Here is a 14979-nt window from a genome sequence, read left to right on the forward strand (position 1 = left end):
TTATTAATTCATTTCTAGAAAGAGTGTACTTAGCTTAACAATTCGATGTGTCGACTAGAACTTATAGGTTGCACCCACAAATATTTTTTGACGCTCAACCAAATAAACGTCTGAACCATTCGATAACTTCTTATCTAATAAGTTAGTAAAACCGCCACGAAGCGTTAATTTATCATTTACGCTATAATTACTGGCTAAATTTACAATGGTGTGTGGTTTTTGCATTGTCGGCTTTACTGTCTTATCACTTAAATATTGCTTACCTAAATATTGTGCAGACAATTCAACATTTAATGGATCTGATGCTTGCCAATTCAATGCTGAGTTTATTGTTAATTTTGATGTATTGATTAGGGTTGCACCTGTGTCTTCATTTTTTGCTTTTAAGAAATAGGTGGCATTATTATTCCATTTTAAATTATCAAGAATTGGAAAATTTGCCACCATCTCGATACCACGTGTTACTGCGCTTTGTATGTTTTCATTACGCGTAAACCAAGTCCCGTTTTCATAGCCTAATGGCAAATAAGTAATTTTATTTTTAAAATCTGTATGGAAGAATGTCAACCCCAAGTCTGTTCCAAAGCCCGTATAGTTCACACCAATCTCATAGTTTGTACTTTCCTCAGGCTTAAGATTTGGATTACCTGTCATAAAACAACTACCACCTGTATAAACATGTGGATTATTCTTGCTATCATACCATGTTTTACCTCTCAGACCATTACAACCATTTCCACCTGATTGAGTTGCAGCACCTGGGGAAGACTCTTTTACTGTAGGTGCACGGAAACCTTTTGCTACGCCGCCTTTAATAACAAGGTCGTCAGTTGGACTATAAACTAAATATCCACGTGGACTATGATGAGTTCCATATTTATCATCATGATCTAAACGGTTACCGACAGTGAAAGTCAAATTGTCTAGCAGTGAAATATTATTTTCAAAGAATAATGCCCAGTTCTTATTTTCTACTTTTGGATCCGTGTAGCTTTTACCATCCCAACTTCCACCCGGTAATGTTCCTATGGTATCTGAATTGGTTAATTCTTGTCGTTTCCATTGCCCCCCAACAGTTAAAGCCTGCTTAAACACCGCTTCAAATGGCATGGTTAAACTACCTTCAACAATCATTTCGTTTGATTTAGTCGTAAGTTCACCTACACTCGAATCATAATCATTGTAATAGGCACTTAATTTAGATTGACCAATCGCCCAGTCACCCTGATGCGAAATGCTGAATGTATTGTGTTCTAATTCTGCAGCACCCCAACTTGTGGTTTGTTCAGCTCCCGTAGTTTGATTAATTTGCGAACCTTTCTCATTCTTTTGAATGCTATGCCCTGCTTCAAAACTGAATGACTGTTTGTCTGTTGGCTGGTAGTGCAACATTGCATTATAGTTTTGATCTTTAGAACCTGTTGTACCATCACCCGCTTTATATTTTTTATCTGCTTCTCGTTCAGTCATTCCTGCGGTTAGTCGTAACCCCAGTGTATCCGTCAATGGACCAGCAGCCATCACGCCTGTTTGTAAAGTCGTACCTAAATCTGCAGACGTTGTAGGTTGAGTATAATTTAGTGTGACATTGCCACCCCAAACACTTGGGATTTTTTTGGTGATGATATTAATGACACCACCCATTGCATCTGAGCCATACAATGAAGACATTGGTCCTCGTACAACTTCAATTCTTTCAATCATATCTGGAGTTATCCAGTTTAAATCCTGACGTCCTAAATCTGGACGATAACTGACATCACGGGAAGAACCGATACGTTTACCATCCACGAGAATCAGTGTGTAATTGTCAGGTAAACCACGTAGTTTAATTTTAGAGCCTTCTTTGCTAGGACTAATTCCACCAGTAACCCCAGGTACTTTACTTAATAACTCGCCAAGACTACCCACCGGTTGTTTTTCTATATCTTCACTGGTAATCACACTAATACTGGCTGGTGCTTCTTTAACATCGACCGCCTGACTACTTGCTGTAACGACGATCGTTTTAAGCTTGGAAGAGTCTTCTGAAGTCTCGTTTGCATATGTTGAAATTGACATTGCTGAGAGTATGGAGAGAGATAGTGCTTGAAGTGTTAATTGTTTATTCATGTTAATACGCAACTCAAATTACGGAGGGATTGTGTAAGAATTGTTGCACATTGTATTTTACCAAATATTCAAATGCAATTAATAATGCAAATAATTATCATTTAAATTATCATCTTTTATTTACTATAAAAATTATTCCATATCGTTTGTACTTTCCTAAATTTAGCGAAGATGTTAAGGCGTTTATATTTTTAAGGGATTTATACGGTAGTGAACTCAGACTTTTCGGCAATTCAAAACGTTAGCAATTTCTAAGCTACCTATGCGGTAGTGAACTATCGACAGTTTTGTCTATATAGTCTTCTGCATTTCTAAGCTACCTATGCGGTAGTGAACTAAGAATTGGTTTTGATATTTACGAAGAGGATTTTCTAAGCTACCTATGCGGTAGTGAACATCGTTAATGTGGCTACGATGGCTCAGATTGTTTTCTAAGCTACCTATGCGGTAGTGAACTTCACATAATGTAGATTGATGTTAAATGCACTTTTCTAAGCTACCTATGCGGTAGTGAACGAAGCTTGATTAGTGAGCTATCTAATCGTCTTTTTCTAAGCTACCTATGCGGTAGTGAACCAACCATGCCAATCGGTACAACTTATCGAGGTTTTCTAAGCTGCCTATGTGGCAGTGAACTGTCTTAGAATTTGATTTTTAATTAAATGCTTTTTCTAAGCTGCCTATGTGGCAGTGAACAAAAACTGCGAACCCGACGCATTTGATCGGGTTTTCTAAGCTGCCTATGTGGCAGTGAACTTTTTAATATTTCTGCACTGGGATATCAGAGTTTTCTAAGCTGCCTATGTGGCAGTGAACATGATGTGGCTTATGATGGTATTAACCCTAGATTTCTAAGCTGCCTATGTGGCAGTGAACTTGCGCATTTGTTCAAGAGCAAATTACACACTTTTCTAAGCTGCCTATGTGGCAGTGAACAAACTTATAAATGTAAAGCAACAAATAGATATTTTCTAAGCTGCCTATGTGGCAGTGAACAGCAATTTATGGACTGATACAGGGCGTTGGATTTTCTAAGCTGCCTATGTGGCAGTGAACATTATCAATATCCAACTGCTGTATTTCCCACATTTCTAAGCTGCCTATGTGGCAGTGAACATTCAGCAATTCAAATTGTTAAAGATCAATTCTTTCTAAGCTGCCTATGTGGCAGTGAACATTATATTTTTGGTCGTCAAACTTTTACCTCTTTTCTAAGCTGCCTATGTGGCAGTGAACTTGAATTTGTTGTGATGAATTAAGATGATTTTTTTCTAAGCTGCCTATGTGGCAGTGAACTATTTTGCCAATCCTTAAAAAATTAGAGCTACTTTCTAAGCTGCCTATGTGGCAGTGAACCGAACGGATTTCAGATTTAGCAGTATCAGAAATTTCTAAGCTGCCTATGTGGCAGTGAACAATGACATATATTTCTCCAGTTCGCGCCTACGTTTCTAAGCTGCCTATGTGGCAGTGAACTTTTCGCAACATGAAAAAGACATTTTCTGGTCTTTCTAAGCTGCCTATGTGGCAGTGAACCGAGAATATGTATAAGCTCACTATCTCTTAAATTTCTAAGCTGCCTATGTGGCAGTGAACTCTTAGGAAAAGCTTGAGTCTTTTGCTGAGGATTTCTAAGCTGCCTATGTGGCAGTGAACTCGGAAAATTATTAACTATATCGTCAGTTTGATTTCTAAGCTGCCTATGTGGCAGTGAACTATTTATTTCAATCTTTAATGTTTGTGACAGATTTCTAAGCTGCCTATGTGGCAGTGAACTCGGAAAATTATTAACTATATCGTCAGTTTGATTTCTAAGCTGCCTATGTGGCAGTGAACCGTACCTGCCAATAATTCTTTCAAAGCTTCAATTTCTAAGCTGCCTATGTGGCAGTGAACAGTAATTTTAAAACAAAAAATAAAGTTATAACAGTGAGTTAAGACTAAAAATCTACAAAAGACCAAAGTTTCAACCCACCACCATAACTTATTGATTTAATTAGACTGTTAAAGAGTGAAAAAATATTGGGTTAAAACTCGGGTACTGTAGACACAGAACTTAACCCATATGTACTAAAAACCTGAGTTTCAGATTTTTCAGTGATCTGCTTTTCTATAAATAGCTTAAAACGCTTTTTATCTTGTTCATCCGATGTACTTAAACTTAGCATTTGGACATAAGGTAAATCAGTTGTTGTCACCACTTGAAGATAACGGCTCAATGCTTCATCAAAGCCAATATCTCCTCTTTTGACTCGATGGCGAGCCAAACGTTCAGCGTTGGTTTTAACTTGCTTACGTTTATAAACTGCGTAAGCCGTTACTTTTTCAGGAACAGGACGTACACCTGTGATATGCACATAATCAGGAAACCGATCTAACCATTTTCTTATATTCAACGTTTCCAATGCTGCTTCTGATTGGGCAAATACGCGTATTTTTTTACCAATACCAATACGAGATTTCTTGCCTTCTATCTTCTCGTAAACATATTGAGGAAAAGATACACCAAAAGGGATCTTTTGCTGCTCATCCGTCTGTTCAGCAAAAGCGATATGCAGCTGAGTATAGATTTTTGACCAAAGAAAATATGGCGAAATCTCAGCCTGATCAATCAGAGTGATTTCTTGATAACATTTCATTATTAATCCTTAGCACTTTGACCAAATACACTGCCACGAACTAAAACTGCCATCACATAATGTTCTTGCTCTGTATTTTCTAAAGATTCACCTAAAGCATATTTATCGAATAAGGTAAAAAAGTCTTTTTTGTCTTTGGGTGTACGGTAAGCTTTTCCAAGATTGGTTACGGCTCCATATGGTTCGATTGCAATAGCTGCTTTTTTTTCATCAAATTCTGGATACCATGTATCAATAGTACGCAATGCATTCCCTATTTTTTGAGAATGCATTGCTGCGACATCATTAACGTGATAAAGAATTTTACTTTTGTCCCCTTTTCCTTTATCTAAAACTAATTCTTCGCTCGGATAAACTTCCTGAGCTTTACCTACTAACGCATAAGCTTCAACTTTGATCAGCAAATACGTAGTTTCACCTTTTAACGCCGATGCAATTTGATCTGCTAAGTTTTGAACTTTCTCATCTACACTTTCAAAATCATGGAGAGAGTAATCCAAAGCATTAAAAGTTGTAGCAGGCTGATCATTGATTGTTACCATAACTTCAATTTTTTCAGCACCTACACGGTTACGCCATAAAAAACGGGCATTAACAATATTAAGTGCGTAACGTTTTGCAAGCTCACTAAAGCCGAATTGTTCAATATAATTTTTTGCTACTGTCTGATAAGATTTTAAAAAAGTTTCATTATTACAAGCTGATGGGTTTTCTATTCCACCCAATACTTTTAAAGTAAAACCAACTTTCAAAGTATCTTGATATTCACCTAATGCACAGGCATCTACAGTTTGTAGATTAGCTTTTTCAACTTCAGCATTCAATTTCATTGGATCGCCAGCAACCGCAGGTTTTAAACGATTTGAAATTGTTCCCCGCACCGATTTTGAAATAAGTTTTAAAGCTGTTTGTTCATTACGCTTTTCCCAAACAGTTCCATAAAAATAACCATCAGATGGGACAAGTTTTTTTTCAAATGCAAGAACACTTGCAACTGTTTTTTCATTTTTAGCCATAATTTTTTCCTTTTCAGTTTTTTGATTCAAATGGTCATTAAATTTTTGCAAAGATATAAATTGTGTTCTAAGTCAACATGATACTGCCATAGCAATTGATCAATATGATCTATACGATAGGGCATTACAAATTCACCTAAAGTTAAGACACTTTCAGCAAAACGATGTGGGGTATCTGCATCACGCTGGTTTTTTGCTTGTCCTAATTCAGAAATGCCCTGAAAACCAACGGCTATAGGCACTAGCCAGCCTTGGGCTTTACGTTTTGATGTCCACGTTACTTTTTCATTTTCATCTAAATTTGAACTATGGGTTACTTTTAAATAATCTAAAACTGCATCTAAAGCATCATTGCCTTGATTCATACTTTCAACAACAATATCTCGACGCTCAATAAGTACATGACCGAGCATTAGTTTATTTAAAATTGGCTTTAACTCTCGGTCATGGCTTTCTTCTTCGTCAAAATCCAATATTTGACAACTCTTGACTGCTAGAACATCTCCGCTGGCAAATTTCATGCTATTAACAAGACCAGAAACAAGCTCTAAAAGCTGCTCCCTCTTTTTTATGCTTAGATTTTCAATCTCTATGAGAAGTGAAACGTCCAAATGACAACGTGCTTCTTCAATAAAAGCAGGTCGACTCCCATCTTTATCTAATGGATTTGCTGTACCAACAATCGAATGAACAAAGTCTCCTTGCCCCTTATATGTCTGCAAGTTAAATTCATGGCAACTCACTGCCACTTTCGTTAAAAATACATCGCACGCTTTGGTTTGTAATTTACGTTGTAATGCATGAACAGCACCTAACCAAGCAGTCATTGCAGGAAATCCAATCGTGTAAGGACTACTCATTGCATTGGCATTATGAAGTTTTAAATGAGAAATCAATAAAAAATGGCGCATTAAAAAAATTCCTTATCTTCATCCAATGCTTGAAATACAATACTTTTTAATTCAATAATTTCCGCACTACTAAATGACTTAGAATCACAGAACTCTTCAAAACTACCTAGAATCCATTTTGCAATTCTTTGAGCTATTTCTTCTTGCCATTTCTTCTCAGTTTCTCTTTGTTCCAAATATGCATCATCAAGCCATATTTTTTGCTCTAAAGTTAAAAAATGATAATTTTCCTTTCTAGACCATCCCTTTTCATTTTTTCGTACACAAAAAGCAATAAATAAAATATCGCCAACTATTTGGTGTAAAAGTTTTTCAATTTTTTCTCGGGTACGTTGATTATTAATTTCACTAATAAGCCGCTGTAAGCTTTCAAATTCAGCTCTGAATGCTTTCCAATATAAACACTGTTTGAAAAAGTCTAAACTTGGCAACCTCACTTTCCGCTTTTCAAAAACAGGTGGACAGCTTGATAATAAATAAGCTCTCCCTGCATTTTGACTATTTAAAACACTGACATTTTGAGGTTGTGTGCCGCCATAAGCAGTTATTGTAAGATCAAAAATATCTGCATAACCAATTTCATGATGTTCATTTTTCTTACGTAACTCTTTAGCTCGTTTTGTTTCTTCAGAAAAACGTATTTCATCTATTGTTTGCTTTAATCTAGTCACCAATCCTGATGGTGTTAAGATCGATAATAAATGGTATTCGTCCTGATCAATGGGAAAATAAACCTGCTTTACTAAGTGATCAGTTTTTACTGATGTATCTGTTGCCTTTATTTTTAAAAATGCTGCGCTGAATGACTCAAAATCTAAATTATCATCCATAAGCAGCGTTTTTAAATCTTCATTTTGTTGTTCAAAACCTTCTAATACAGTAAGTTTTTCTGTCAGCGGTAAAGATAAAAATTTAAATACATCCATTGCTGCTGCATTACCAAAGACATCTAGTGGATAATCTACATTTCCACTTCGCAAGTAACCATCATTACGGTATTCCTCTTTGGCAATTACACTTGAAGTTTTTGCACTGGGATGACTAAACTTACTGGGATGACTGACCATCGAAAGCTGTGTAACACGTTTCGCTGCATCAGGTAACCATTCGTTTAAACTAAATTTATCATTTGCCTGTTGCTGTAATTCAGCTACTACTGTTTCATTTTCAGCCTTTTTTAACCGATCCTTTAACCAAAGCTCTTTACGTTCATTTAAAAAATCATTAATACATTCTGTCATATTATCGCCCATTTTATTATTTATCTAAAACAACAAGTCCAAATTGCTCTGAATACATCAGCCGCTTATTCTCATCATATTCAGGTAACATTATTTCACCATAACGTTTTGATAATAATTCTATCTTCTCTTCAATATCCTCATTTTCATTTAAATTAGCAAGCGCTAAACGACTTAATATGTCGTAATAATTTCGATTCAACCATAATCGCTGCTGTTCTAATTCAGTTAAGTTAATATGCTGAATATGATATAGACCATTTCGATCAATATATTCACCAAAATCTTTTTTTTCACAAAATATAAGCTTACGATTTTTCAATACGGCAAAGAGCTGAATATTTGGAGAACTCTGTCTAAAGGGCGTAAACCGTTGTGGTAAAGCAGTGAGAAACCATTTTTGTGTTAGCCATGAATTAAGTGGTTTTGCTCCAACTTTATTATATGAAGTTAAAGCATCTGCTATCACAGCATGTTCAAGATCCGCTAATTTTGCAATTGCCTGCAAGGGTAGGTTTGCTTGAATACGTGGAATTGCATTGACATTAAACTCCTCACTTGTCATATCAAGCAACTTTGTCAAATCTTTTGTTTGTAATTTAAATTTACCGTTATTGACTTCAAAACCAGGCTTTTCAAAGGCGACTTCAGCTTTTCTTAATCCTTTTAAATTATATTGCATTAAAGCAATATTCGGTTTCTGAATATTCTGTTCAAGCTTCCGATGACGCAATACTCGCCCAGCTAATTGAATAATAGAACGATATGAGGAAGGTTCAACAATTGCCCAATCAAAATCATGATCACGCCCTACTTCTTCGACAGGCGTTGCAACCAAAATAAAAATAACATGCTCATCGTTAGTTGAGTCCAAATGCTTGCGAATTACATTATCTGAAAATGCAATTGCTTGTTCTCCTGATTTTTCTTTACGTTTTAATACCTGATCTAAGTGATGCTCCTGTTCACTTCGCAATAGTAAAACTTGACGACTGTGATATGACATAACGCGTGGTGATGTACCTTGTGACCATTCAGCATTCAAAAGGTATTGGGTTAATGCAACACATGGAGGAATATTAGCGACACGTATTACACCAAAAGATACTTTTTTACCTGTTTTGGCGTCAATACTGTGATGATTACAATGCAATTGCTCGGCATTTTTTTTAATTCTTTCAAAATATTGTAATCGTAAACTTTGGTCTAACCGAGGTACTTCTTTTTCAACCACAAGGTCTGCACAATCCACGATATAGGCTTTATGTTTAATCATCTGCTTGCTTAAAGCATCTACTCGAAGCTCTACAAACTGGTGATGTACAGATTGATATTGAGGCATTGGTTCTTTTGTACCAAGCAAATCAATCATTTCTATTTTGGTTTTAAACTCATCCACCCACATTGCAACTAGATTATTATTTTTTAATTTCTTAAAAGCGCAATAAAGTTTCCAACCATGTTGATAAGCATTAAAAAATCCTTCAGCCAATGCTGGCGGAATAGTTGCGGAAGAGATCATTACTTTTCGCCCCATCATACCTGCCAAATGTATGAGACGAGCTATTGCTATTAAATCCTGACCATTAAAATCATCAACTTCATCAATTACTAAATCAGAAGAAGAGAGTCTTAAACTAGGTAGTATATATTTCCCGCCACGTTTAGTTTCTGTTGCTGCAATAATATGGTCAATGGTACAGGTTAAAACAGGTTTATATAAGAAAGCTTTATTACGTTGTTCTTGATTCTTTGGAAATAAGGCATCCATAAAATCCGCTTGTGGCATGGACTCATCATCCAGCTCATTTTCTAATAACTCCTCTAATGACTCAGAACCAATTTCCTCTATTGTATGAGATTCATCCTGAATGCGACTTTTTTTATTTTGATGATGTAATTCCTGTACTGCTTTTGAACCGATGAGAACAGCAAGCTCATCATGATTTAAACCAATATCATGACGATATGAATCTCCTGTTTGTAGAGTAAGCGTTCTCAATCCTAATGCTAAAATATAACGTAATGATTTCCCATCCTTAGATAAGGCTTGCATGATTTTGGCATTTGCAATGGTTTTTCCTTTGCCTGTACTTGCCATATTTACAATAAACCACCCCTGCTTTTCAGCAGATTCATTTTTAGAAATAAACTGTTGAATCTCTTTTACTGCTACATCTTGCCATTCGAAACCTTGAGGGCTTTTCTTTTTTAGTTTTTGAATATCATAAGCCGATTCCATTTCATCGGCTAAGCGACTTAATGACTGAGCCACTCGCATAGCATTGTCACTCACCCGAACAAGATGCTCATCTAAAAACTGTTTGGTTTGTTTTGTTTTCGGATCAGTATTTGCTCTCAACGATAAATTGGTTTTCCAATTTTTATCGGCATTACAAGATGAATAATAGTGATCCCCTAACATGAGACATAATCGAGCGTGATGTAGAACTACTCGCCAACAACCATTTGCAAAAATTTGTCCAGATACTTGAGACTCTTGTAATAAACGTGCTGACCATTTTTTAATTTGTCTATCCCATTCGAAAGATTGAGTGAGTAAACCTTGTTCAAACTCAAAGCACAATTTAAGACGTTGTTGATACTTTTTTTCATCAAATTTATTTTGATAGCCCCAATCTGCTTCTATAAATTCAAATAAATCATTTATACAAGAAACATTTTCCACACTATATTTTTTATATTCCGCTTCAGTTTTTAAATTAGGTAAGCGATGATGTGAAACGATTAACCATGCAACCAATTTTGCCAAAGGTGGAAGCTGATCTAAAACTTTAGAATGATCTGAATTTTTTTGAATTGTTAGTTTTAGAGTTTCTTCATCCCAACTTTGATTAATAAATAACTTTAACCACGCCTTATCATTGGTAATATCTCCTGACGACTGCACTAAAGCATTAAGTAACAGACAGGAAATCCATTCGTGACGTAAAGGATCTCCTTTAAATTGATTATTTGTATTAAGTAATTTCTGTTGGAACAAGACTGTGGCTTTCCCCCAATCGTGGAGTAAAGCAGATACTGCAACTAAGGCTTTAATCAGTGGTAAATAGTGCCAATCATTCTCCCATTTATTTTGAGAAAGACTTTTTTGAGTGGTATTAACAGGTACAATCCCCTGCTCATTGAACTTATTTCGATTGCCGACTATCCACATTAATTCGCTTCTTCGACGACCACGAATCCAATGACAAGAGACTGCTGTATTTTTTGTTACGGTTTTCCTAAGTAGTTTTTTTACTGCCAACAAACCATCTTCAGTAATCACCGTTTGCCAAGTGTTATCACCAATTCGATTAGCAAAGGCATCCAAAACACGACGAGTTCGATGTATGGCTTTCTTTTCGCATTGACTAATAAAAGTAACAATCATTGCGCTGACTCACCGTTATCAAAAGTCTTACATGCTTGTAATTTGACCTGATCAAACATCTGATCTAAACACTTATATTCCGTAAATTTCTGTAGAAGTTGTTGTCTAAACTCCTGCTCAGTCATACCTTCTTTGGCACAAATAAAAGCCCACGGTAAAACAACAGCATCTTTAATCAAATCTGCAACATCGAACACCAATGCACCACGTCTGGTTTTACCATGCATGACCGCAAAAGAATGGCTGATTCCTAATACCCAAAGCGTTGTAGCACTTAATCCATAGGCCAAATAATTACCATGATTTAAAAAATCATTGGCTAAGTCACCTTGTTCAGGGTTACGCTCAAACTTCATTTTGCAACGAGTCGCTGCAATTTTATAAAGTTGCTTGGTCGTTTGAGCCTCCGCAAGAAGCAAGTCTCCAACCTTAGAGATATTGGGAATTTTCTTTTCAAAGCTATTCAATGCTTGTTGAATATCCAAATCATCTAAATAAAAACCTTCAGCATGCAAATCTCGGTCTTTCGCCCAAATTTTGCGAATAAACTCAATACGTGCAAATTGAAATTGCTTTGCCACCTCAAGACGTTTCGTGTCATCAAACCAAAAACTCATCCATCCTTGCATGTATTCTGTTGGTCGATATTCACTTTGAGGCGTCAACCATTCAACTTCGCTTCCCGAAAATAATGGTGTACCGCCTCCGCCACAAAAGCCAACCAATACACCAGCACTACATAACATGCGCATAGTAGCCTGTGTGATAGATGTACCCGTTCCCAATAACATAACCGTCGTATTCGCAATTGGAATATTCCAATATTGATTTTCATTTTTAGCTTCAGTGAGATACAGAACTCGCCCATCTTTTTGCATCACTCGACAATATTCTAGGTAATACAAATTCGCTCTTTTTGAATGGAGAATCGCTTTTAAATCTGATGGATTAAGTTGTTCCATTTTTTACTCTAGTTTTTATATCTTTAATCTGAATGACCAATATTAGTCACTTCACCTTCAAAGTAAACGCATAAAACCTTTTAAACGTCATTGTTTGTCGTATGAATACTTCATTTACTTAAACAATATAATCAAAGCCTTATCTTTAACATGATTATTTTATGCAACTTCCAATCATATTTGAGATCACTTTAAAGTTGATCATTAAATACGAGAGCAGGAGACTTTCGCCTCCTGCTCTCTCCCCATTAAAAAGTTTTTCTGATACTCAACCAATATTGTTGATTATCTCGATCCTTGAGTTGTTCAGGTGTGCTTCCTATTGGAAATGCAACTTCGGCATTGGCTTGGATATTCCATAAACTGCTCCAGTTTAAGCCTAATCCAGCACTGCTGATTTGTACTTGATTGTCGCCTGTGACTCCTGCCCAACGTTGCGCATTTAAGGTTACTTCTGCTGTATCCACAAAAACTTTACCGGTAAGTTGATGTTTGGCATTTGCAAATAAGCTTTTTCGCAGTTCTGCTGTGGCTAAATATCCAGTAGACCCTGCGAATTGGCTGGATTCATAACCGCGAACATTAAATGGACCGCCTCCTAAATATTGTTCTGCACTATCTAGATTATAAGGGCTATATTGACCATAAATCCCCAAGTAACCTTGTGTACCCTTGCCACCCAGATTTTGTAGACGTGAAAGATTGAGTGTTGCAGTGTAGTAATCTCCTGCTGTTTTTGCTGTTTGGTTATCTAAAGCAGCAGCATTATCATTTTTAAATTTCACACGACCATAACTCGTTGAAGCACCATATTGGGTTAAGCCTCCCCCCATGAATTGATCAAACTGAGAGCCATCCAATCGGGCAGTCACCACATCAATATTGCGATGTTTATCGTATTGGTTCAGTTGAATATCATCTTTCAGTTGTTTATGGTCATATTGTAAGCTCAGTAATACTTCTGCTGTATTGGTCAGTAAAGCAGGTTGGCTAATAAATACACTGCTTTGTGCTGCACTTCCTTCTGCCCCAATACTTTTTAAATCTTTACCCAGTTCGTAATCAAGATAGGAATAGCTTGCGCCTGCACGTGTCCCCATTCCTGTAAAGGTAAAGGCGTATCCGATACGTCCGTAGTTCATCCGTTTTCCAGCAGTCATCAGATCTAAGCTCAGTTCATCTCCTAAACCAGCTAAATTATTGACGGAGACGCCGGCGGTACCTCGTACTCGACTGGTGTATTTATTGCCAAAGTTATCTGCACCGATATAACCATTGAGTAGGGATGCATTTTGTACTTCTACATTGAGTTGGCTACTGCCCACTGTGGTTCCTGGACTTAGGACATTGCGAGTGTTCACTCCTTTTAATCGATTGAGCAATTTAAGCTGTTGCTGCATTTGATCACTGTTGATTCGCTCGCCTTGTTTCAAGGGCGCGACTGTTTGTTCTATAAGCCAGTTTTGAGTTCGGCTTTGATTGTCAATTTGAGTTTTATCGTAATACGCTTCAAGTACATTGATTCGTACGATACCTTGACTTAAGTTTTGTTGTGGAAGATAAGCACGACTATAACCATAACCATGTTGTTGATAGTAAGTGCTAATCTTTTGTGCAACCTGCCAAAGTTGATTTAGTGTCAGTTGCTGACCTTCGGCATCAACAATCAGTTGATGGAGTTGTTGGGTGCTAAAACGGCTATTCCCGATAATTTCAATTTTTCGTACAGGAATTTGTACATCTGTTGCCGTAGGAGCGATTGGATTTGCGGTATTTTCAATCTGCACTGCAGGTTGTGGCTCAAGAGTTTGCCCTTGTTGCTGTTGTTGTAACAGCTGCCCAGCATTCGGGGCAGGTGCTGCATGGTTTGTGTTGCTGAATAACATGAAACAAGCACTTACAGATGCTGCCAATATATGTTGTTGTGATTTCATTATTTAGTGCTCCCCTGCCAAGATTTGAATGCCTGTGGTGTTTACACCGCCTTGGTATATCTCAAGATCAACTTTATTGAATCCTTGTTGTGTTTCAGGCAAATAGCGTGGTCGTTTAAACTGGGTTGCTTGTAAATCGGTTGTCGGGGTTAATTGATAAATATCCGCTGTTGTCATGGCATTTGTATTTACAAGTTGATAATTATGAGCATCTATACCTCCCAAGCTAATCCCTTGAATCGTCACTTGTTTTGCTTTACCTACTTTATTATCACTAAATTGCCCTGTTGCTGTTGCAACCATTAATTTATCTCCCTCGACCATGCCCGAGAATTTTGCTGAGCTTGTATTCAATATCGCATGAGTTGTTGCATCATAGAGACGATTATTGGCAGTAATTCCAGTCACTTGATTAATTTTGGCCTTCGCAATATCCAAGGCACCATCAACAAATGTTAAGTCATAGTTTTTATCGACACCATTGGCTTTGTTCGTATAACTGCCTGCATCTTTAGCAGAAACAGTAGCCGTCACACCTGAAAGCACAGTTTCAGTTTCACCATTGACCAAACCACTTGCTGTAAAGACTGGAAGAGTGTCGTCTTTGGCGAGAGAGTAGATGTTTGAACTATCCGCAGTTACAATAGCTTTGGCTTTGGCAATATACAATGCACCATCGACAAAGGTCAGATCGTAGTTCTTGTCGGTACCTGATGCATTATGAACATAACTGCCTGCATCTTTAGCAGAAACAGTAGCCATCACACCTG

At 37.0% G+C, this 14979-nt stretch carries 9 protein-coding genes and 1 CRISPR repeat array; all 9 genes read right to left on the bottom strand.

Annotated features, from left to right (window positions below; genetic code table 11):
* Nucleotides 1-54 precede the first annotated feature (54 nt).
* Entirely contained in the window at nucleotides 55-2112 is a 2058-nt protein-coding gene (locus AAV97_RS08050) for a TonB-dependent receptor domain-containing protein (protein ID WP_046760290.1), read from the bottom strand.
* 248 nt (nucleotides 2113-2360) lie between these two features.
* Nucleotides 2361-4008: a CRISPR direct-repeat array (repeat unit 28 nt; unit sequence TTTCTAAGCTGCCTATGTGGCAGTGAAC).
* Between the two features lie 131 nt (nucleotides 4009-4139).
* Nucleotides 4140-4751 carry a type I-F CRISPR-associated endoribonuclease Cas6/Csy4 gene (gene cas6f, locus AAV97_RS08055; protein WP_046760291.1) on the bottom strand — a complete coding sequence of 204 codons (612 nt, stop codon included), beginning with the start codon at nucleotides 4749-4751 and terminating at the stop codon, nucleotides 4140-4142.
* A 2-nt stretch (nucleotides 4752-4753) separates the two neighbouring features.
* On the bottom strand, nucleotides 4754-5767 hold the full coding sequence (gene csy3, locus AAV97_RS08060) for a type I-F CRISPR-associated protein Csy3 (protein ID WP_046760299.1): 1014 nt from the start codon (nucleotides 5765-5767) through the stop codon (nucleotides 4754-4756).
* Nucleotides 5768-5793: 26 nt separating this feature from the next.
* Nucleotides 5794-6678 (bottom strand): type I-F CRISPR-associated protein Csy2, encoded by an 885-nt coding sequence (csy2, locus tag AAV97_RS08065; protein WP_046760292.1) that lies wholly within the window; start codon nucleotides 6676-6678, stop codon nucleotides 5794-5796.
* Nucleotides 6678-7919: a type I-F CRISPR-associated protein Csy1 gene (csy1, locus tag AAV97_RS08070; RefSeq protein WP_046760300.1), complete on the bottom strand. Its 1242-nt coding sequence runs from the start codon at nucleotides 7917-7919 to the stop codon at nucleotides 6678-6680. Before csy1 ends, csy2 begins: the two co-directional genes overlap by 1 nt.
* A gap of 16 nt (nucleotides 7920-7935) precedes the next feature.
* A complete protein-coding gene (gene cas3f, locus AAV97_RS08075) occupies nucleotides 7936-11313 on the bottom strand; it encodes a type I-F CRISPR-associated helicase Cas3f (protein WP_046760293.1) in 3378 nt (1125 codons plus the stop codon).
* Nucleotides 11310-12275: a type I-F CRISPR-associated endonuclease Cas1f gene (gene cas1f / locus AAV97_RS08080; RefSeq protein WP_046760294.1), complete on the bottom strand. Its 966-nt coding sequence runs from the start codon at nucleotides 12273-12275 to the stop codon at nucleotides 11310-11312. The genes cas3f and cas1f overlap by 4 nt, the downstream gene beginning before the upstream one ends.
* 248 nt (nucleotides 12276-12523) lie before the next feature.
* Nucleotides 12524-14209, bottom strand: coding sequence for a ShlB/FhaC/HecB family hemolysin secretion/activation protein (locus AAV97_RS08085; protein WP_046760295.1), 1686 nt, complete (start codon nucleotides 14207-14209; stop codon nucleotides 12524-12526).
* Nucleotides 14210-14212: 3 nt separating this feature from the next.
* Nucleotides 14213-14979: YDG domain-containing protein (locus tag AAV97_RS08090; RefSeq protein WP_212771919.1), on the bottom strand; the 767-nt coding region annotated here is incomplete at its 5' end.

The sequence above is a fragment of the Acinetobacter sp. Ag2 genome (assembly GCF_001005515.1).
GTDB lineage: Bacteria > Pseudomonadota > Gammaproteobacteria > Pseudomonadales > Moraxellaceae > Acinetobacter > Acinetobacter bereziniae.

Bases quoted from the DNA above. Each gene is read 5' to 3' on its own strand.
- csy3 (WP_046760299.1), bottom strand. From the start codon at position 5,767: ATGGCTAAAAATGAAAAAACAGTTGCAAGTGTTCTTGCATTTGAAAAA.
- csy2 (WP_046760292.1), bottom strand. From the start codon at position 6,678: ATGCGCCATTTTTTATTGATTTCTCATTTAAAACTTCATAATGCCAAT.
- cas6f (WP_046760291.1), bottom strand. From the start codon at position 4,751: ATGAAATGTTATCAAGAAATCACTCTGATTGATCAGGCTGAGATTTCG.
- AAV97_RS08085 (WP_046760295.1), bottom strand. From the start codon at position 14,209: ATGAAATCACAACAACATATATTGGCAGCATCTGTAAGTGCTTGTTTC.
- csy1 (WP_046760300.1), bottom strand. From the start codon at position 7,919: ATGACAGAATGTATTAATGATTTTTTAAATGAACGTAAAGAGCTTTGG.
- cas1f (WP_046760294.1), bottom strand. From the start codon at position 12,275: ATGGAACAACTTAATCCATCAGATTTAAAAGCGATTCTCCATTCAAAA.
- cas3f (WP_046760293.1), bottom strand. From the start codon at position 11,313: ATGATTGTTACTTTTATTAGTCAATGCGAAAAGAAAGCCATACATCGA.
- AAV97_RS08050 (WP_046760290.1), bottom strand. From the start codon at position 2,112: ATGAATAAACAATTAACACTTCAAGCACTATCTCTCTCCATACTCTCA.